Source organism: Ohtaekwangia kribbensis (assembly GCF_042676245.1).
Taxonomy (GTDB): Bacteria; Bacteroidota; Bacteroidia; order Cytophagales; family Cyclobacteriaceae; genus Ohtaekwangia; species Ohtaekwangia kribbensis.
Genome location: NZ_JBHTKA010000001.1, coordinates 1,318,283 through 1,337,911, shown reverse-complemented (window position 1 = coordinate 1,337,911; position 19,629 = coordinate 1,318,283). Strand labels below are relative to the sequence as shown.

The 19,629-nt window shown below is 41.2% G+C and carries 23 protein-coding genes; 20 read left to right on the top strand and 3 right to left on the bottom strand.

Annotation, left to right across the window (positions count from 1 at the left end):
- Positions 1-55: 55 nt before the first annotated feature.
- From ACFQ21_RS05240 to ACFQ21_RS05145, 20 genes are all read left to right on the top strand, one after another.
- Positions 56-1,522, top strand: a complete 1,467-nt coding sequence (locus ACFQ21_RS05240) for a hypothetical protein (RefSeq protein WP_377575822.1) — start codon at positions 56-58, stop codon at positions 1,520-1,522.
- A gap of 314 nt (positions 1,523-1,836) precedes the next feature.
- The gene (locus ACFQ21_RS05235) at positions 1,837-2,580 is read left to right on the top strand and encodes a hypothetical protein (RefSeq protein ID WP_377575819.1); all 744 of its coding nucleotides are present in this window, start codon (positions 1,837-1,839) and stop codon (positions 2,578-2,580) included.
- Between the two features lie 306 nt (positions 2,581-2,886).
- Positions 2,887-3,159, top strand: a complete 273-nt coding sequence (locus ACFQ21_RS05230) for a hypothetical protein (protein WP_377575816.1) — start codon at positions 2,887-2,889, stop codon at positions 3,157-3,159.
- Positions 3,149-3,628, top strand: a complete 480-nt coding sequence (locus ACFQ21_RS05225; RefSeq protein WP_377575813.1) for a hypothetical protein — start codon at positions 3,149-3,151, stop codon at positions 3,626-3,628. The genes ACFQ21_RS05230 and ACFQ21_RS05225 overlap by 11 nt, the downstream gene beginning before the upstream one ends.
- Positions 3,629-3,687: 59 nt before the next feature.
- Complete coding sequence (locus tag ACFQ21_RS05220) at positions 3,688-5,430, top strand: hypothetical protein (protein ID WP_377575810.1); 1,743 nt, start codon at positions 3,688-3,690, stop codon at positions 5,428-5,430.
- A complete protein-coding gene (locus ACFQ21_RS05215) occupies positions 5,330-5,752 on the top strand; it encodes a hypothetical protein (protein WP_377575807.1) in 423 nt (140 codons plus the stop codon). Before ACFQ21_RS05220 ends, ACFQ21_RS05215 begins: the two co-directional genes overlap by 101 nt.
- A 2-nt stretch (positions 5,753-5,754) precedes the next feature.
- Positions 5,755-6,318 carry a hypothetical protein gene (locus ACFQ21_RS05210; protein WP_377575804.1) on the top strand — a complete coding sequence of 188 codons (564 nt, stop codon included), beginning with the start codon at positions 5,755-5,757 and terminating at the stop codon, positions 6,316-6,318.
- 173 nt (positions 6,319-6,491) lie between these two features.
- Positions 6,492-7,220 (top strand): hypothetical protein, encoded by a 729-nt coding sequence (locus ACFQ21_RS05205; RefSeq protein ID WP_377575801.1) that lies wholly within the window; start codon positions 6,492-6,494, stop codon positions 7,218-7,220.
- Between the two features lie 13 nt (positions 7,221-7,233).
- Entirely contained in the window at positions 7,234-7,614 is a 381-nt protein-coding gene (locus ACFQ21_RS05200) for a hypothetical protein (RefSeq protein ID WP_377575798.1), read from the top strand.
- Between the two features lie 89 nt (positions 7,615-7,703).
- The gene (locus ACFQ21_RS05195) at positions 7,704-8,105 is read left to right on the top strand and encodes a hypothetical protein (protein ID WP_377575795.1); all 402 of its coding nucleotides are present in this window, start codon (positions 7,704-7,706) and stop codon (positions 8,103-8,105) included.
- Positions 8,102-8,413 carry a hypothetical protein gene (locus tag ACFQ21_RS05190; protein WP_377575791.1) on the top strand — a complete coding sequence of 104 codons (312 nt, stop codon included), beginning with the start codon at positions 8,102-8,104 and terminating at the stop codon, positions 8,411-8,413. Before ACFQ21_RS05195 ends, ACFQ21_RS05190 begins: the two co-directional genes overlap by 4 nt.
- A 49-nt stretch (positions 8,414-8,462) precedes the next feature.
- Positions 8,463-9,278, top strand: coding sequence for a hypothetical protein (locus ACFQ21_RS05185; RefSeq protein WP_377575789.1), 816 nt, complete (start codon positions 8,463-8,465; stop codon positions 9,276-9,278).
- A gap of 2 nt (positions 9,279-9,280) precedes the next feature.
- Positions 9,281-9,460 carry a hypothetical protein gene (locus tag ACFQ21_RS05180; RefSeq protein ID WP_377575786.1) on the top strand — a complete coding sequence of 60 codons (180 nt, stop codon included), beginning with the start codon at positions 9,281-9,283 and terminating at the stop codon, positions 9,458-9,460.
- Positions 9,461-9,486: 26 nt separating this feature from the next.
- Positions 9,487-9,885: a hypothetical protein gene (locus ACFQ21_RS05175; RefSeq protein WP_377575783.1), complete on the top strand. Its 399-nt coding sequence runs from the start codon at positions 9,487-9,489 to the stop codon at positions 9,883-9,885.
- Between the two features lie 4 nt (positions 9,886-9,889).
- A complete protein-coding gene (locus ACFQ21_RS05170) occupies positions 9,890-10,858 on the top strand; it encodes a peptidoglycan-binding domain-containing protein (RefSeq protein WP_377575780.1) in 969 nt (322 codons plus the stop codon).
- 23 nt (positions 10,859-10,881) lie between these two features.
- Entirely contained in the window at positions 10,882-11,406 is a 525-nt protein-coding gene (locus ACFQ21_RS05165) for a glycoside hydrolase family 108 protein (protein WP_377575778.1), read from the top strand.
- A gap of 243 nt (positions 11,407-11,649) precedes the next feature.
- Positions 11,650-12,318, top strand: a complete 669-nt coding sequence (locus ACFQ21_RS05160; RefSeq protein WP_377575775.1) for a hypothetical protein — start codon at positions 11,650-11,652, stop codon at positions 12,316-12,318.
- A gap of 70 nt (positions 12,319-12,388) precedes the next feature.
- Complete coding sequence (locus ACFQ21_RS05155) at positions 12,389-14,155, top strand: hypothetical protein (RefSeq protein WP_377575772.1); 1,767 nt, start codon at positions 12,389-12,391, stop codon at positions 14,153-14,155.
- A 467-nt stretch (positions 14,156-14,622) separates the two neighbouring features.
- Complete coding sequence (locus ACFQ21_RS05150) at positions 14,623-15,351, top strand: hypothetical protein (RefSeq protein WP_377575769.1); 729 nt, start codon at positions 14,623-14,625, stop codon at positions 15,349-15,351.
- Positions 15,352-15,515: 164 nt separating this feature from the next.
- Complete coding sequence (locus tag ACFQ21_RS05145; RefSeq protein ID WP_377575767.1) at positions 15,516-16,673, top strand: pYEATS domain-containing protein; 1,158 nt, start codon at positions 15,516-15,518, stop codon at positions 16,671-16,673.
- A gap of 26 nt (positions 16,674-16,699) precedes the next feature.
- Here the strand turns inward: ACFQ21_RS05145 and ACFQ21_RS05140 are convergent, their stop codons facing one another.
- The 3 genes from ACFQ21_RS05140 to ACFQ21_RS05130 are packed head-to-tail and all read right to left on the bottom strand — an operon-like array spanning position 16,700 to position 19,438.
- On the bottom strand, positions 16,700-18,178 hold the full coding sequence (locus ACFQ21_RS05140; RefSeq protein WP_377575764.1) for a hypothetical protein: 1,479 nt from the start codon (positions 18,176-18,178) through the stop codon (positions 16,700-16,702).
- A gap of 13 nt (positions 18,179-18,191) precedes the next feature.
- Complete coding sequence (locus ACFQ21_RS05135; RefSeq protein ID WP_377575761.1) at positions 18,192-18,692, bottom strand: hypothetical protein; 501 nt, start codon at positions 18,690-18,692, stop codon at positions 18,192-18,194.
- Between the two features lie 5 nt (positions 18,693-18,697).
- On the bottom strand, positions 18,698-19,438 hold the full coding sequence (locus ACFQ21_RS05130; RefSeq protein ID WP_377575758.1) for a hypothetical protein: 741 nt from the start codon (positions 19,436-19,438) through the stop codon (positions 18,698-18,700).
- Between the last annotated feature and the right edge of the window lie 191 nt (positions 19,439-19,629).

Here is a 19,629-nt window from a genome sequence, read left to right as displayed (position 1 = left end):
AGAATGGATATTAACGAGATGTATCTGATATAGTTTTTTATATTATGTTTTGTTCATGCGTTACGCATACCTAATCTTCCTGCTCACCGTTGCGGCTTCTTTACAGGCTCAACAAGCTGATAGCCTTTTAAACAGGTTGTCTCTCGATAGCATTCCTGTTGTGAAAGCGGATGCGTTAGATTCCATTCAGTATTCGTTTTATGGTAAGTCAGATAGTCTGAAGCTTGAATATAAAACAAAGTTTAATTCGATTGATTCAACACGTAACGGACTTCGGACAAAGATTGATAGTCTGAACGCGTTACAACTCCCCACCGATAAGTACACTCACAAACTTGACAGTGTGATGCAGCAGCGCGAAAAAGCTGTGGCTTCGCTGAACGAAAAGATGGATGGTCTTAAATCAAAAGCGACCGATAATATTAATAAGCTGGAGTTGTCTCCAGAGCTGCAAAGTAAAGCGGATGCATTGACAGGTGATATTCGGGGATTCAAACTTCCGGTGAAGGATATGAATATACCATCATTGGATTTACCCGATAGCCCGTTGAAAAATTTAGATGGACTGAATACTTCAATCGATTCACCAGTAGGCAAGATTGGTGAATTGGACGGTCTGCAAGGGATAACCGGAAAAGCAGGTAATCTTTCTTCTCTAACGCAGCAGGCCGGTGGCTATCAAAGCGACATTCAAAATTTAACAAAAGGTAACATGCAGGACGTAAAACAACTTCCGAATGCTCTGGAGTCTAAAGCCGGAGATGTGGCAGGTGTTGGCGATCTCAAGAAATCAGCAGAGTCGTTGACTCCGATGTTAGACGCTGCACAAAATCCGGATGCTATGAAAGAGCAAGCTGTGAAGAAAGTGAAGGAGGTAGCCGTGAATCACTTTGCCGGTAAAGAGCAAGTACTGCAGCAGGCGATGGAAAAAATGTCGAAGCTGAAGAATAAATATTCGAGTCTCAACAGTTTGAGTGAAGTGGGAAAGAAGCGCCCGAATGAAATGCGCGGTAAGCCGTTGATCGAGCGGCTGCTTCCCGGTATAGCATTACAGATACAACGCAAAGGCGATAATATACTTGTAGATTTTAATCCCTATATAGGCTACCGTCTTTCTGGTCGACTCACATCCGGATTAGGTTGGAACCAACGGTATGGCTATGATACAGATCGCAATACATTTAGCGCAGGAACAAGAATATATGGTCCTCGCGTTTACTCCGAATTCAAGATTGGTAAAGGCTTTTCTCCACGGGCAGAAGCAGAGTTAATGAATACATCTGTGCCACCACGACTTCATTCTGGCCCTACTGATCCACTGGGCAGAGAATGGGTACCCGGTGCATTTGTTGGTTTGAAGAAGGATTATAAATTCATGCGAAAAGTAAAAGGCACAGCTCAGATCATGCTTCGTGTATTCAATCACGAAAATAAAAGTCCGTATGGCGATGTGTTGAATATGCGTGTTGGCTTCGAATTTCCGATGAAGAAAAAAACTATCAAACAATCTAAGACTTTATAGTGGTAAAACAGAAATACATCACGAACGAGTTCAACTGCCAGGGCCCTACGTTTTCAGCATAGGGCTTTTTAGTTTTGAAGTTAGAATCTTGTTTTATATTTGTGTTCCTCCTGAATACTCAGGTAGGTTAGGAATCAAAAGCCGATAAGTCCAGACGGGATATATCGGCTTTTATACTTTAATAACTGAGCCCTTGATTGTTGGAATAAATTCGATGTTATCGCTTAATCTCACAATTCTAAACAGCTTGATTCAATTCTTAAATAAGGTTTGTACATTATAGTTAGATACTAGCCCCGTTAACACCAATTATTATGAAAACAAAAGATTTAATTGTTTACTCTCTCATTATGTTATTTGCTATCCTAGGTTGTAGTGAATCAGACACTGCATCCGACCAACAGGTATTTTCTTCAACATCTGTATTTGATAAAGACTTAGGAGACTATGTTGCCACAAACTTTTATGATTATGAATTCCAATGGGTGGACGCGAAAAATGGACGCACTGAAGGTTTATCTGCTAATCAAGAGATAAGGTTAGGAATTGAACCTAATTCTAGTCTTGAGGCTGATGGAGCTTTGCCTGCAGGTACTGTCCTAACCGGCATTGGCGCGCGAGTTAATAGTAATAGAAATGTGTCAACATTAACTTTAGAGTACAGGTATTTAAATGCTGATGGTACATTAGGCCCGAGGTACAGAATTCAGCTTGGTACAGAGCCACAATACACCCCAACTGAAGTTTGGTATGCAGTTCCTCCTGACAACAAAGTAATAACAGGCGTAGGATTCAGAGCACGCTATAATAATATGCAGACAATGTGGGTTTATTATAGATCTGTCATTGCACAATCTGACGGTACATTGTTATTGTCAGGATTACCACAAGAGGTTAGGGTTGGAGTCGAACCTAATTATCAGTGCGAGGTTTTGTATACGCCAAACTTTGGAAATACAGACAACGACAAAGCTATAATTACAGGTGTCGGCCTTAGATGCGACAATAATAGTAATATAGCAACTATGAAAATACTAGCTGCATTTATGCAGCCGTAGGCGTTATCAGTTAGTCATTATTCATTGGGTCTAGTATCTTCTTTTCTTTTTGAATTATATCCACCTACCTATACATATATGGATATAGTCTAATGTTTCACGAAGAACATGTAGTACTGAAAATGTCCAATCAGGTGTCAAATATTGCCGGTCGCGCACAAAACATATCCAATCACAGACAGTAGATTGCTAATCACGGCTTAACATATCCAGTCACTGACAATCAAATTCCATTGTTATACAACATATATCGAATGTAGGTCGGAAGGAGGGAGTCATGCTTTGTGGTCGTGCTATGTTTACATCATGAACACGACAACACCAACAAACAACAGTGCAGGAAACAACTGGTTTGCTTTTCTGTTCGGAGCGGTCTTCAATCTGATGGCTCATATTGATCTGTCCTTTATTATGGACTATATACTTCAGGCAATAGCCGGTGGTATTATATGTCTTGCCTTCAAGATCATCGGAGATATACTTAGCCCGCTATGGCTAAAGCAAAAGGAACGCGTTCGGAATTATGCCCGCTCACGCAAAATAGCAAACAGAAAAAAGAAGCGCACGCATGAAAACTAAATATATAGTACTAGGCGCTGGTGCCCTTGCTACTATATATGGAGCAAGCTACCTGCTAAAGCTCAACCGTCTGTCAAACGAGCTTGAGACCGTGACGAAAGCATCGATACATAAAGTGAGCCTGCAAGGAATTGATTTACGCATCGAGGTGACGCTTAAAAATCCGAGCGGAGGTACAGTAAGAGTAAAACAGCCTTTTGTGAAGATGATCCACAATGATGCAACGGTGGCGTCTTCGCAAATGGAGAACGTAAATATAGAAGTACCAAAGTTCAGTGAAGTAAAGATGAAGCCTATCGATATAAATATAGGTTTCATGACACTGGCTACTAAAGTGCCAACATTACTTAAAGAGTATCGCGACACAGGACAGATAAATATGGTAGTTGAAACGATCACTACTATAAATGACAAGCTGCCCTATAAGAAAGTAGATAATATAACGCTGGGTGGCGGAAAGAAAGCCTGAGGGTAAAGAAGAAGAAGGAATGATTGAGGGGAAGATAAGAGGGGAAAAGGAATAGAGGTATGAAGTCGAACGGAAAGAGAATGATACGAAGTGGTGAGGAGTTCGACCACCTCATTCCAAAAGCTACAGGTAAGGATCATCGCGTAAAAGGTTATGCTGATGTAGAAGATACGCTGAAGCTGATCAAAAAAACAGTACCGAAAACATTATGGCAGACAAAAGCTATAGCCAAAGTATTGCGAGGGAAAACTCTCGAAGATACCTGCTCGAACATCTGGCACTTTATCTACAACCATGTACAGTATAAAAAAGACAAGGATGGGGTTGAACAGATACGCAGTCCGAGACGAACGTGGAGGGAGCGTTTTAGCGGTGTTGATTGTGACTGCTATACGGAGTTTATCAGCTCTATTCTTTCCAACCTCGGTATACCACATGTACTGCGCATAACAAAGTATCCGCAGAAGCCTCCGGATATACCACGCTGGCAGCATATATACCCTATTGTCCCGGTGACAGGCCGATTGGATGGGACGCTATCGGGACGTAGAGAATATATAGTTATGGACTGCGTGAAGGATGATTTCAACGATGAACAACCATTTTTAGAACATAAAGATTACGATATGAGACTGGATTATTTGGATGGGATAGAGGGAGATGATGCCTCATACGAAGAAAGTGAAAATCCGCTGGAAATGCTCCTGCGCGAATCACGCGAACCTGAGAATGTAGATATAGCGGACATTGAATCAGTATACGATACGGAAGAGATGGGGAGCCTCTTCAAGAAGATTGGCAATGCTGTAAAGAAGGTCGCTGATGTACAAAAGAAAATTGTCAAGAAAACAATTGACATAAACAAAGCCATTGTCAAGAAGACAATTGTCGCACCCACCAAGAAAATAGTGGAGGTTGCCAAGAAAGGAGTACACTTTATAAACCGCTTTACCAATCCGGGTACTATACTTCTTCGAAACGGGTTCCTGCTTGCTGTAAAAGTAAACCTGTTCAATATAGGTGGCAGACTCCGCTATGCATACTTAAGCGATGAAGAAGCGCGCAAGCGTGATATGAATCCGGAAGCACTGGCGAAGGTTCGCAAGATCAAAGACAAAGCGGAGAAGATATACTACGATGCCGGAGGTATGAAAGCAAACTTCAAGAAAGCAGTTCTTAAAGGCCGTGGAAATAAGAAGCACAATCCTGTTCCACTCAATGGTCTTGGAGGCTTTGATGAAGATATATATGCCGATGAACAGGAGTACGCTGTTCTGTATGGTCTTGACGGAGATCTAAATGGTCTTGGCGAGATAGCAGCAGGTGCATCTATAGCGGCAGCAATGGCAGCGGTGGGTGCTGTCGCCGGTGCTTTAAAACAAGTCAAGGGACTCTTCAATAAAGGAGGTTCAGAAGAAAAAAGCTTTCAGAGCGAAACCGACAATGCCGCGACCGTGGATGAAGCTAAAAGCGGAAATATACCCGACAGTGAAGATGAAGTAAGAACGGATGATGATGCACCTGATGCATCCTCTATTGATGCAGACTCCGATCCTACATTATGGCTTACGGAGGCAGCTAACACTGTATCTCGTGTTGCCTCGGAAGCAAAGCCATTGGTTCAGGCAGCGCGCGCATCAACGCCCTCTATACCACTGGCACCTGTACCAAGTATAACAAAACCACAAATAGAGAATAACAATGAAACAACTACTCAGGCAAAAAGATACTGCCAACAGTTCTGCGACTGCTCGAACAGCAGTACCAAATATACATACCGCCTCCGGAGGGAATACAACTGATGTTGTCAAGGCACCTGAAGGTGGTGCGATTACTAAGCCAACGGACAAGCCGGGCATTTTTCAGAAGACTACAACCTGGGTCAAAGACAACCCCGGCAAGTCTTTACTGATTGCAGGTGCCGTAGCAACGGGTGGATTTATAGTCATGCGAGCGATGCGCGGAAGCAAACCTGGCAGCAACGGCCAATCATTAAGTGGATTTTCATTGAGTAAATCACCAAAATATAGCAGAAAGAAGAAGCGAAGGAACACCAAGAAAAGTCGCAGTGGGCGCAAGGCGCGTCACGCAACACAAAGAATAACATTTACAAAACTTTTATAGACATGGGACGGACAAAGAGGAAGAAGGGAAAGAAAAGTAAAAAGCGCGGTGGCCTGTCAGGTATCACCGGTGCGATCACAAAGGGCAACAATGTGGATGCTCTGAAAACAGCCGGAGGCATTCTACTGGCGGGTATAGCAGGCGGTATAACAGCAGCAGCCGTAGGAAAAATATCACTTCTGGCAAGTATACCGGTATTGTTTATCGGTGCTAAGACTGAGAACAAATTTATTCTGGCAGCAGGTGCCAGTCTTGCTGTGACGAGCGTAGTGATAAAGAAGCCCACATCGGTAAGTGGAGTCGATGGTTTTGACTTTAAGCAGATAGCAGAGGATGCTAAAGATCGCGTAGGTCAGTTTTTTGAGAACTTCAAAGAGAAACTATATATACCGGCATCCAAATCAGAAGGAACCAATGGACTGTACGGAGGCGAGCAAGTAAAGTACTTCATCAATCCATACAATTCAAACGATGATGGTATGTCGGAACTTGATCGCGTTAACGATGATGTACTGGCCATGAATGAAGGTACAGCAGGACTATTCGACATTGACCGTGAACTATAAATATATACTTATAGCAAAGTAGCCAAGTATATAATTTATACCTGCCACAATCATAATCAGATAACACTAATCGAAGAAAATTCAATACAGGTCTTTCCAAAAAGACCTTGCGTGTCACACCCATGCTCACACTATAAGATTTTAATCATAAAACAATTTAAGCAAACAAGAATATGCTAGGAGCATTAGGACAAATCATGGACAGTGAGTACACGAACCCCGGAGATTTACTGGGTTTGGAAGGCGATGGGAATGCGGAGTTGATGGGGCAGTTGAAACAGCTCGATCCTATTTCCAAAGCAAGAGCGATAAGTAAACTTACCAAAAAGCATATACCCTCACAGGGTTCACGTGCAGAGTTTGAGAAGTTTTTCGCAGAGCTTCCGAAGTCAATCAAAGATCAGCTCACACAAGGTAAACTTCGTCTGGCCGATCATGTAATATACTCGATCAAACCGGTACGCGGAGCCAAGACGATCAAGATGTTCGAAAGTCAGGACGTAAAAGAAGTTGGTCTTCGTAACATCAGCAATGCAAAGCTTCCAAAGAACATGGCCTTGCTTGTATCCGGTATATATCTGTTGCAAGGTAAAGCGACATCACAGGATTCAGAAGCTATCAAGGTGGCAACCTTCGATACCATCGATGGAATCGGATCGCTTGCCAGTGGCGAGTTCAAACTGAAAGCAAACAAGAAGCAACTGGTAAGCGATATTTCGAATCGCGTATTCATCACCGATGGATTTTCACAAGTACCGAAAGGCTTTTACAAACTCGCCAACCCGCGACTCATCCAGGATGATATAGACATCGAGTTTGAGATCGAGCTTGGTACACTGTCGGGCCTTGATCCCAACGCAGTGATCTATGTGGGCCTTGTGGGAACAGCTACTATACCTTAACCTATAGCGGACAATGGAAAGGCGAATAGTAGACAAACCTTTCACCTTCATGGTAGAAGCGGAAGGAGAACCGGTAAGCAAGAAATTCGATTTGGACAAAAATGTAAAACTGGTGCGCGGCATCCTGGTAAGTTCCAACTATCCGAATCTCTTGTTTTACCGGGGTTCCCAACGCATCGAGATTAGTGGAGAAGAAATCTTCCCGGAGAATTACGAAAGTAAAATTCTCATGAGTGGAATCTCGGTAGCACCCGATCAGAAATTCCGAACACTCGGAAACGGCGTAGTAGCCGGTAATGGAGAAGTGAAAGTGCAGTATAAGGATACAGCGAATTTACATGCTCCCTTCGAAAGATATAGCGTGACAATAATTCTTCAATGTGAAATGAAGTAAGCGATGATACTTACCAGAACAAAAAGGAAGACCGTAATTACAACGGTGCTGATCAGTAAGCCGAGCGATACAAGACTATAGATGTTCGCTTGCCCTCGAATGTTACGCGTATCACCGGTATACTGGTCACCACGACAGCTTCATGGCCAGATGCAGGAACGGTAACGCTTCAGGCGCACGACTCCTCGGATATATTCTATATGGACTTCGTGACACCAACTAACATTGTGCTCACAGACGAAGCACAGATGGGAATCGAAGACACTGCTATTGACAGTGAAAAGCCGTGGGTGACTGGTAAGGTGCCACAGCTAAATCCTGTACAGATAGCGGGTGACAATGTATATCTCAAAGCATGGTTCAAGGGAGCGAAGTATAGTCAGCCCTTCAAGCTGAATATATACGTGGAAGTTGAGGCGGCAGAAGAGTACTTCGGCACAGAGCCGGGACACGCGCAAGAGGAAGAACAGCCGGTAACAATCATTATATGACTGAGAGCTATATACTTCATTATGTGCCGGTAAGGGTAAAAGAACTTGGCCATGAGGCGTACCGGGTGCGCTATCGTGACCTGGTGATCGAAGGTGACAGTACACTTATCATACCGGCATTTAATGAGCTATACTTTATCGTGGATGATCCACCGGGGTTAATTGTCGAGTCAGCCTATGGCATGTATGACTCGACAGATGATCCGCTTGCAGAGAATGTACATGAACATCACGGAGAGATAGTGATTACCAATCCGGGTACAGGCAGACGAAAGATCAAATTTATACAGGTGATCATCGTGAGCTAAAAAGAGAGAAAGGAAGAAGAAAAGTAAAACGAGAAGTTGATTAGAAACAATGGGACTGATAGCAAAAGAGAAATACGATCAGCGGAAGATAGATCGCCTGCTCGATCACTTGAAAATATACTTTGAGAAAGGTAGACCGATCGATTTTGAAATCATCGTGGATGGCTTCAAAGTAGTACGAAGAACGAGCGATATTGAAATGTTCGGACTATATGAAAATCATGTTGATGCCGATACCAAGAGCGTTGAGATTCTTCTGTACTCGGGCACAAGCAACAGCAACGACAAACACATCTTTTTCTTTGGCAATGCGCCAAAGGAAAATTTCGATGGTATAGATGTAGATGATCAAATCGAGAACGGTGTCACGCAACGCCTGCGCGAACAGGAGTTTGTAAAACTTCAGGACAAGAATAAAGAACTGGAGGACGAAGTAAAGGAACTTGAAAAAGAAGTCGAGCGCCTTGAAAAGACAAATGAACAACTGGAAGCAAGTCGCTCACCGTTGCATGGTGTATTGGGCAGTTTAGGTTCCAGCATGGTGGAAGCGTTTATCAAACGCAATCCGAAGATCATGGCCAGTATACCGGGCGGTTCAGCACTGGCAGGTTTGCTTGATGATTCTATACCACCGCCACCGGCAGAAGATGTTGAGGTAAGCTTTAAACCAAAGAGCAGTGAAGAGAGTAGCGCACCACAAGTCTTGAGCGACCTCGATCAGCAGGCTCTGCAATTTGTCAATCAGCTCAAAGCAGTTTTCAATAAGGAAGAGTTTAACAAGATCAATCTTATCCTTCAGAGTCTTGCTCAGGACAAGAGCAGGTTTGATTCAGTATTTCAAACCCTGAACATTCAAACAAACTAAAGATGAAGTACACATTTGAAATAAACATGGAAGCACCGACACAGGAAGAGGCTTCGCTAAAAATACAGGCAGCCTCTACGCTGATGCAAAAGTTAAGCGCACGGGAAATCTCCAAGCTTGCCGAAGTGGTAAAGAATGATCCGGTAAAAACGACACTGGCTAAGAAAGCGCTGGGACTTTAAGACTATAATTAAGAACAAGTATATATATGAAGACAGACGCGCAGAAAATACAGGACTTAAAAACAGTAGTGATATACTCTTCTCTGGGAGTAGGCACAGCAACAGGCTTGTTCTTCCTTGTGCGTCACTTCTATAAGAAGTCACAAACGAATCGTTCGGAGAAACATAGTCTGGAAGAAGGAGATCCCGCTGCATACGCTAAACAATTGAAGATGGCCTTCGACAATGACAACTACATGGGCTGGGGAACAAATGAAGAAGCCGTAACAAAGGTCTTTGAAGAACTGCCAACGCGGAAGATGTATGAGCGAGTGCAAAAGGAATACTTTCGGATGTATAACAAAAGTCTGAATGCAGACCTGGAGGAAGAACTAAGCAGCGATGAGTATAACAACCTTATCCGCTTACTAAATGCAAAGAAATAAATGTATGAAACGGAAGAAGGGACTGAGGGGAATAGAGAGTAACGGGAAGGCAGCCACATCGAAGCGAAGTGTACGACCGTCCAGAATATTCATTTATGCTTTAGCACTTGCTGCACTGGGTGGCGGTGGGTATTTAGTATATGATCATTTCAGGAGAAAGAAACTCACAAGTCAAAATAACTCCGAGATTGTTGATACTGTAACCACAGGTGAAAGTATAAATACGAATACGGCATATACCAGTAATGCGGCAAGCACCGCTTCAAAAAAGAAATCCACAGCACGTACAACTACTGCGAGCGATGATTTCCCATTAAAGAAAGGAAGTAAAGGGCCGCGTGTTGTACAGCTTCAGCAGGCACTTATCAGTAAGGGCGCCAGTATAGCGGCAGACGGAATTTTCGGCCCGGCAACACTAAGTGCATTGAAAGCACAAGGCTATAGCAATACTATAGATGAAACTGCATTCACCAAACTTACCGGCAGTGAGCCAGTGTTAAAAATTGTTTTTAATCCCGCTGACCTTGCCAAGAAGCTGTTGAGTGCAACCAATCGAAATAATGCTGACGATGTGGTATATATACTCCGGCAGATCAAAACTGTGAATGAATACACCGCGGTGAATGAGCAGTATAAAAAGCTATTGCTTATCTCCAAGACTATTGTTACGCATTTGCTGGACTATGCATTCAAAGACGATGAGGCGGCACGTGAGTTAATCAAGGTTGAGTTCTTTCGTATAGGACTCAAAGTAAACGAAGCGGGTATATGGAGCTTGCAAGGTATACAGCTCTATAAAGATTTGATCACGATACGACCTACGATTGTGATCGATGCGTGGAATAATCGTTTGCCCGTAAAAGGAAATACAATTCTGGGAGACGAAGTAAAGATCGAGAATGGTATGACCTGGTTCAGATCAGTTGATCGCACCATTCTAAAGGTTCCTACGCAAGATGTGAAGTACGCGTAACACAAACTAAAACAATTTTAACAATGGCGGATTTTGAGGGGTTCGCAGGTAAAGTCCTGCGGCTGGAGGGAGGTTATGTGAACCATCCAGCGGATAAGGGAGGGCCAACGAAGTATGGAGTTATCCTGTCAACATGGAAAGAGCACGGCTACGACAAGGATAAAGATGGAGACATTGATGCAGAGGACATCAGGCTCCTTAGCGAAGATGATGCAAAGTATATAGCCAAGAAAGTATTCTGGGACTTCTTTCAGGGAGACTTTATACTCAATCAATCTATAGCTGAGTTCATCGTTGATTGGGGTTATAATTCAGGACGAGTAACAGTAGCCAAGAAACTTCAGAAGTTACTAAATATATCTGCCGATGGTCTTATCGGAGTGCAGAGCCTGAATGCTATTAATTGTGCAGATCAACAGAATCTGTTTGACTCACTGAAAGCAGCACGAAGAGTCTTTATAGATAACATTGTTGCTCAACGCCCTGACCAATTAGTTTTTCATAAAGGCTGGGTCAATCGCATAAACAGTTTCCGATTCTCTAAATAAGGTGGCATTTACTATAGGGTTTATATAGACCTCATAGGACATGCTATATCTCCGGAGTTGCTGTATAAAAGAATAGACCTTACTGGTATCTACAATAAACAAGTAAGAATCAGTAAGGTCTTCAATATCCTGAGATACAATAGATAGATGCCATGTGACATCGGGATGCCTTAACAAATCCCGTGTGGAGATTTTAAAAACAGAGATCATAAGAGTAGTGGTTTTGGGTATAACTAATATACAATGCTTTCGAGAATAAAAGCAATCCTGAATAGTCAAGCGTATGAAGTTTACGTTAAGCCGTATCAGCTTAACATAGTAGGCTTACGAAGCAAGAACACAAATGCGAACAGCTTTGACGATGAGATACATGTGTTCTATAGAACTGAGAAAGGCGATTGGAACTATCGTAGCTATAAAGCTACCACCGACCCCGGAACGTTCTGGCTTAACAATCCATCGTATTCACAAGGCACCGCTATACTGGCGCAAGGGCAATATAAAGATGCCTATGCTATAGGATTGCACAGGGGTAAGTATGAAGCGTTGCGACAAGTAAAGCCTGTTACCGTAATCAGAGACTATAATCGTGATTCCCTGCTTGATTTCAATAATGGAACGGAAGAGACCGGAATATTTGGAATTAACATCCATCGTGCAGAAAGTAACGGCACAACAAAGTATATCGATAAATATTCAGCGGGGTGCCAGGTGTTTCAGAACGCAGGGGACTTTAACCAGTTTATGGATTTGTGCGAAAGGCATAAATCTCTTTACGGAAACTCTTTCACCTATACATTGATTGATTTCAGGGCTGTACGAAGAATCACCTGGAAGCGTGTTATAGCTGCTTCAGCTGCAGCCGCTGCGATAACACTTGGTTTTGTAATATCTGACCTTTACAACGATTAATATGCCTAATCCACCATTTCATTCGGTCACAGAGGAACTGTTATATAGTATACTTCAAAAACTACCTGCTATGGCTTCATTAACCAAAGACGATATTAATACCATCGCCAAACTGAATGCAATTATTGAAGATGGCGATATAGCTTCAGATGCTGCGATTACAGAAGCCATTAACGCTCTAAAAGGAAATGTACCGGAAGCAGGAAATACACTTGCCAAACTATATAGTATCATTCAGGGATTAGGCAACCTGAAAAGAGAAGACATCGATACGCTGGCTGAGATAAACGCAATCCTTTCTGACGCCAGCCTTGCAACAATGGCCGATCTGGAGGAAGTGCTTGTTGGCTTAAACGGCGGTGTACCCATTGAGGGCAATTCGCTAGCCAAGCTGTATAACCTGATTGCCGGAAAGAAGGATAAATTTTCCGATTACTATCCTAGTACATACTTTGTTTCCCCGTTAGTTACGGATGACATTGGAGTAAAAGGTGACTATACCTTGCCCTTCACTCCGGCAAGAGCATACGAACTGGCCGTTCCCGGTGATACCATTGCATTCCTTCCGGGCTTGTACTACATGACCGGTAATATAGCGAAGAATGGAGTTGTCTATACAACCTTCGGAGGCAAAGCACTCCTGGTGACAGGAGGGTTCAATCTATTCGATTATGAGTCCCTTGAAGATGCCAGTAGCGATATAGTGATAGACGGAGATTTTGAGTTTTCGCACGGTGGCGAAACCGTTTTTAAATTCAAAGACAGCCCCACACCAAGAAGATATAGAATTCGGTGGTCATACGCTTTTGTTCAAGCAGGTACGTTTATACGAATGCCTGCGGTATTAACGACCGGAATATTTGAGGGCAATATAGAAATTGCATTTGGCTGCGGTGCGCCAGCTATTGAATGCGTTGAGACGGCGGTAACAACCGGAGCAGGTGTAATGAATCTGATCATCGTAAACAACTCCCACTACGCTCATGCCATTAAGCCGTGGTTTTCTGGCTTCAGATTTAATATATCCTATATAGGGGCTGAGTATGGATTGTTTGCACAGCCAGTAGGGGAAGGGGCAGACAACAATGTGTTTGTTCTCAATATAAAGCAGGACGTTACCTGTACAACATATTTGTGCGCTGGCGAATATAGCGGGACTATACAAGGCGGATTAGTGTTCCTTTATCAAGGAAGTATAAATCTGAATGCAAGGCTCAATAACTGTGAGTTACACGTCTCGGAACAAACATCCTGTAAAGTCACCGCGGTGGCCAGTAGCGTAACTATACACAATGATTTACCCAAGATGTTAAAATTGGATGGGGTGTGGTATAACACTATCTATCACAGTAACACACAGTCACCTTGCATTATGGAAGGTGAGTTTTACGATTTACAGTTTAATACCTCGGCAGGTCAATTAAAGATCACGGGATATGTCAAAGTTATAGATGACAATTCAGTACTGGTGAGCAATACCGATACACTGGAAGTTACAGGTAAACTTGTTGGTAACGCACCGGAGGTTATTCGGCTTGCTGAAGATGGCAGTGCTGTTATCTCAGGGTATATAAAGCAACTGGCGGTTGATAGACCTGCTATAATGTTTGAACCAGATAACTATACAATTGCATTAACGTTGAGAAATGCCATAATACAATCGGGAAGCTTTTCGCAGGAAAGTATACTTGCCGAAGCCCCAGGTAGGATCAGTTTAAGACTATACGGTAACAGTTATAGTAATCGGCCTATAGCTGGTGGAGCAGAGATTAACTACCGAATAGGTAGCTCCGTTGATTTTATAGTTGACTTAAATGTAGATGTAAGTGATGAGTAAGTTTAAAAATAAGCTCTTGATGGTGGAAACTTAACTCTAAAGTTGCCGATCAGGTGCTGCCGTTGAAAACACAATTCAATTTAAGCCAGCCCGCACCGTCTCTTGCGTATGATCCGGTCTTGACGTTTAAATTTTAGATATATAAGCCTAAACTGCGTTATATGCGCCCGTTATTGCCAATTGAGAAAAGCAATTTTTAGATAATCATCGTTACGGGAAAATATAGATTTTATTAACCGGGTGTAGTGTACCTTGAGCATGTATATATATTGAGCGTCCTGAATTCAGGGATACATTTTTAGGGTTAAAAGTTGCAAGTAGACCATAAAATAGTATATTTGATAGAGCCCATCAACTTGTCTCTTAATGGAGACAAGTTGGTGGTTTTTTTTTGCGCAAAAGTAGATAACAACAAAGAGGTGTATCCTAGAATATTCACCGTATTTATAAACTAAAATAACAAACAAATGAAAAACCCTAACCTGATTCATTGTGGGCTATTGGCTCTATTATTATTGTCCTGTAAAGATGATGTTAAGCAATCAAATTATGTTGAAAATCCCAATGAGAGCGAAATCTCTGATGAGGATTTTACGAAGGCTTTTGATGAGTCAAAGGCACAGCTAGCGAAAGATTCAACCCTGAAATATGAAACAGCAGTTGCACAAGCTGTGCATTCTACATTGCCAGCTCTTGTTATTCTTGATGGACCAACCTGCACGGCGCCTCCTAAAAAGATTTCCGATTTAATCGGAGGGGCGGAACTGAATATCTATAAATTCGATCAATCATTGGCGGCATCGGCTAGTGCAATGGGCTTCACTGGTAGTATAGGAAAGAAGGAAATGGTCTTTATACAAGACTTTGTCCGATTTAAAGTTGTCACTTGTGGTGATAAGTCGGTGAAAATGGGCATTGGACTGAGATGTTTTATTCATGTTAAAAGCATTAAGGGTAAAATAGGGGGATCACTGTCGAATATAGCCGCTAGTGTTGAATTGGAGCGAGCCAAAGCTACATTCAACCTAAAGTCAATAGGTTTTGGTATTGACGGATCGGTCTTGGCTGACGGTATGTCACCTCAAGGGGACTACAATGTTGAAAATTTTGGAAAGTTAGCTGTTACATTTCATAAAGTTTTAAAGACTTTAAACTCCGACAACAACATGGAGATTCAGCCAGCGCAACTTCCGTAATGTTAGCAAATGTATCACTTTCTAGGAGTGATACATTTCGTATATATATTTGTCTTCATATTCAAAAGTTTTAGTACTCACTATTTTTAGGAAAGAACTTACAGAATAAATTGTCAATGAGTTAAAGTATCTAGTGATTTTAAAGTACATATTTATTTACATATATGTTCCAGAACCAAAAAAAAATTAGCCTGTTATTAATATTAGCTATTGGTGTTTTTCCAACCTACGGGCAAAAGATATATAGTTACGTATTTTGTCACACAAATGACAAAGATTTAGCGATCCCTGCTGAGGTTAACTTCGCTAAAGTGAGCGTCCTCTTTTCGAACATTGCACAGAGCTTGCCAAAGTATGAGTATATACCGCGATCGTTAACGGCCACCGGCTTCAATGAGAAAGATGTTATCGCTATGTTGGAAAAAGATAAATTTGGGGCCGATGATATCGTCCTATTTTATATAAATACACACGGTAAGAATAACCGGTGGGGAAATGAAGCACTATTTCCAGTTGTGACGGTTCCATCTAATCTATTACCATCTTATAATTTTTTTGCGACATTATATAAGAGGCGCCCTAAGCTTTGCATTGCCATCATAGAAGCATGTAACGGATTTGGAGATAAAGACGATTTTCAAATTAGACAAGAAGCGTTTGTTACAGAAGAATATTCACAACAGCAAACCGAGAGTATAGAAATGCTTAATTTGAGAACCACGTCTAACTTGTCTCAGTTGGTGCGTGAGCCAATCAGTATAATTGTTACAGGAGGCCCTCCAGGAATGGAAACCTACGCACTAGGAAATGGATCAATTTTTACCAACGCGTTTATCAAAGCGTTTAATGAAACGCTGTTAACAACAGACCAAAAAAAGGCAAACTGGAGAACTCTGTTGGAGAGATCTAAAGAATTAACTTTGAATCGGACCCAATCAGATGTGTTCAGGGATAAGCACTACCCCGTTTGGCAGATATATAAGAACGGGGGTGTCTCCCAAACTGTTAAAGATTCATCAGCTAGATTTACAGAGTTAAGTATAGATACTCAAAAAAAAGTCAAGTGGCCGTTTCAGCGCACGCAATGGTATAAAATTTCATTAACTGTAAATAGTGGAAAAACAGTCGATTCGGTTCAATATTTCCTTGACCATACTATGCCCAATCCCATCGTAACTGTAAAAAATGCCGATCAAAAATTCCTTTATTCTTTTACCGTGTGGGGGCAATATCCTATAAAAGCAAAGGTATATTTTAGAGATGGCAGTATTGAGGAGACGTTTAATGACATTAGGTTTAGAAAAGGGCCAAGCAAGATATAATAATTACACTTAGGTTGTATATGCAATTAAGTAAGATGAAATTTTCTACTTGCTTTTAGAAAGTAATAGATAAAGTAGCCAGAGGATATTCGCATCATTGTATCAACTAATCCGTAAATAGGTACATTATCTACCATAAATGGATGTGCGGGATTCATCATGAAGATGAATATTTTTACCCCTCTTGAAAATGCTTGCCAATTGTGCTCTTGTAGCGAGGTAATTTGCACCGGAAATGTTTCATTATTTAAAACTAATAACGTAAAAAAAATCAGATGAAATTTTATCATTTGATATAGTGGAAGACCTACGCTCTCGCCAAAGTTACTACCCTTTTTACTCGTCCATAGAATCAAAAATTCTCCGAGGTATTTCCACCAGCTTTTTCTATGATGTTTCCACCAACTCCGCAGACTATTTAGACAGAATCCATGCCAAGTATAATAGTGCATGAGCTGATAATATAGTCGCAATTCATTATAACGAAATTTTGCTGCCTCAAAATAATTCTGTTGGCTTTGGTATGCGAACTTCAATTGTCTGTATGAGTCCATATCCTCCCACAGCCTATCTTCACTTTCTTTATCCGTTATCCTGATTATTTCTGTGATACGATAATCCTCGGGCCAACCAATATTGAAGAAGTTGCATTTGCTAATATGTGATCGATTGAAATCGATCTTAGCTTTAGGCCAGTCTACACCGTTGAATATTCCATTGCTCAATTCTGAGTTCGTTATTTGAATAGATTTGTTGACGTTACTATTGATAAACTTGAATTTTCCCTTGTTATAATAATCACCTAGTGATAGGTTGTCAATCCGGGAATTTGTAATAGATATATCCGTTTCTTTAAATTTGGATAACTGAAGAAAATTAAGATCGGTCACTTCTCCGTCATCAAAAAGAAAGTCTTTGCATGACGCGGAATATGTAACATCTATCTCTGAGATTTTAACTTGGGAACATCTTAAAGAATTTATGTCTGTGTTTTGAAAAACAAGCTTATCGAATTGACACTGAATAAATTCAATATCATTCACGTTCGCTTTGAAAAAATAAATCTTTCCTTTGTTGACGGCACCGTTAAAACGAAGGGAATCAATCTTGACTCCGTTCTTAAACTCCATCTCCTCAGGGAGCTGAAGGATCATGACTGATGAAATCTCACTTCGATCCTCTATAACGAGTTCTTTGCATTCGCACCCTCTTTCAAAATATATACTGCCAATTTTAGACCCACCCTTAACTTTGATGTGCCCGATTCTTGCTTGTTTGTCTACGTTTATTCTCTTTATACTGCAATTCTCAATTGACAAGGTTAGCAATGGTTTGTCAAGACTTACTTTTAACGACACTGCATCGCAATTGTCAAGAATATAAATATCTTTAGTTGCAAACCGCAGATCGATTTCTCCAGAAACAATTCTACTAGCGATTATGCCATTTACATCAAGAAGCTTCAGGGCGCTCCGGGCATCAATACTATCTCTAAAATCAATCAATGGTTATATTTTGTTATAAGCCAAAAAATAAATAAGCACCTAAGATAAGAATTAACAGGCTACCTAACATCCAAGCGACTAGCTTCAACATATTTGATTTTACAGATGGCTCTGCTTTTTCTGCCACACCGCTCTGCTCTACCACCGTACTGTTCATGTTTTGAAATACGTTTTGTGCGTTAATAGTTTGAACAACCGGTTCACTATTTGTTTCTGATGATGGCTGACCTATACTCTGTCTCTGTTGCTCTCTAACCTGCCAAACTTCAAAATAGTGTATTGCATTTCTAATAGCTTTAAGAATAAGCCTATATTTTTCTTCATCGGTACGTATGTCATATATACTTTTAAAGGTCGTCTGGCTGCGAAATCTTTCTTTGAAGCTATCCTCAGCATATCGATATACTATGTTACGTGCGGCGTCTCTTACTGGACGAAACCCTTCACTAACAGAAAAGGGTGCTTCTAAAATCTCGCGCAATTGTTGAATGGGATAATCAAGCCAATGGGCCATGGCTTTTACTTGATATAATCTAAAATAATGGGTTTAAAAAAGGCGTACAATACTGTCAAGGAAACCAAAATAGCAGCTATCCAAGATAAAGTTTCCAACCAGTTGTTCTTCTTTTCCTCCTTTTTTATCTCATTAAATATACCTTGTTTGTCAATTGTGCTATTTGTAGCACTAAAATAATTTTCTGCTTGAATATTATTTATAGTTTGTGGGAATACCGCCATTTTCTCTTTGGTAGCCCTAAATTTTTTAATAGATTGTTCAATTTGCAAAGTCATTTGGTGCCTATATCCACCACTAACCAAAATCCAATTCTCACCAGATTTCGATATAATATAAGCATAACTGGATTTGTCCGAAACGGATGCTACCATACCCTCATGCTCCAATCTAGGCGCATAGGTTGGCGAAAATGCAACATTAATCTGCCTACATATATACTGCATTTCTAAATATGCAGTCTTATTTTTAACAAGGTATTTTAGTATTTCATCAAGAACTTCAAACTCTTTCATTTCGCGAAGAAACCTAGTTCCATAGGTTGTAAGGCTATACCTCGGATCCCTGCCAAATTGATTTCCTTCACCATCAAAATCTTGAACTATATTCTCGTCAATTAAAAATGTTTTAAGTTTCTCCACATCCGCTGGAAGCAATCCCAACTCCGTATTTTTTGCGAGTTGCTTAAACGATACGGCATGATTCTTTGAAATAACGTCGAGAGTGTTTTTGATTTGATCAAACATATCGGGTAGAAGTAGTCATTATTTAAAGGTAGCAATTCCGTGCCATAGTTTCTATATAGTACATTAGTGTAATACATGCAATATGCTGAAGCAACGCTGCACGAGTTGCTTTCGTACAAACTTACCTGGTGAGCTTTTATTGATAATGATGTAGCAGCGTAGCAGCATAATCCTGTACAACATGTTCTGAA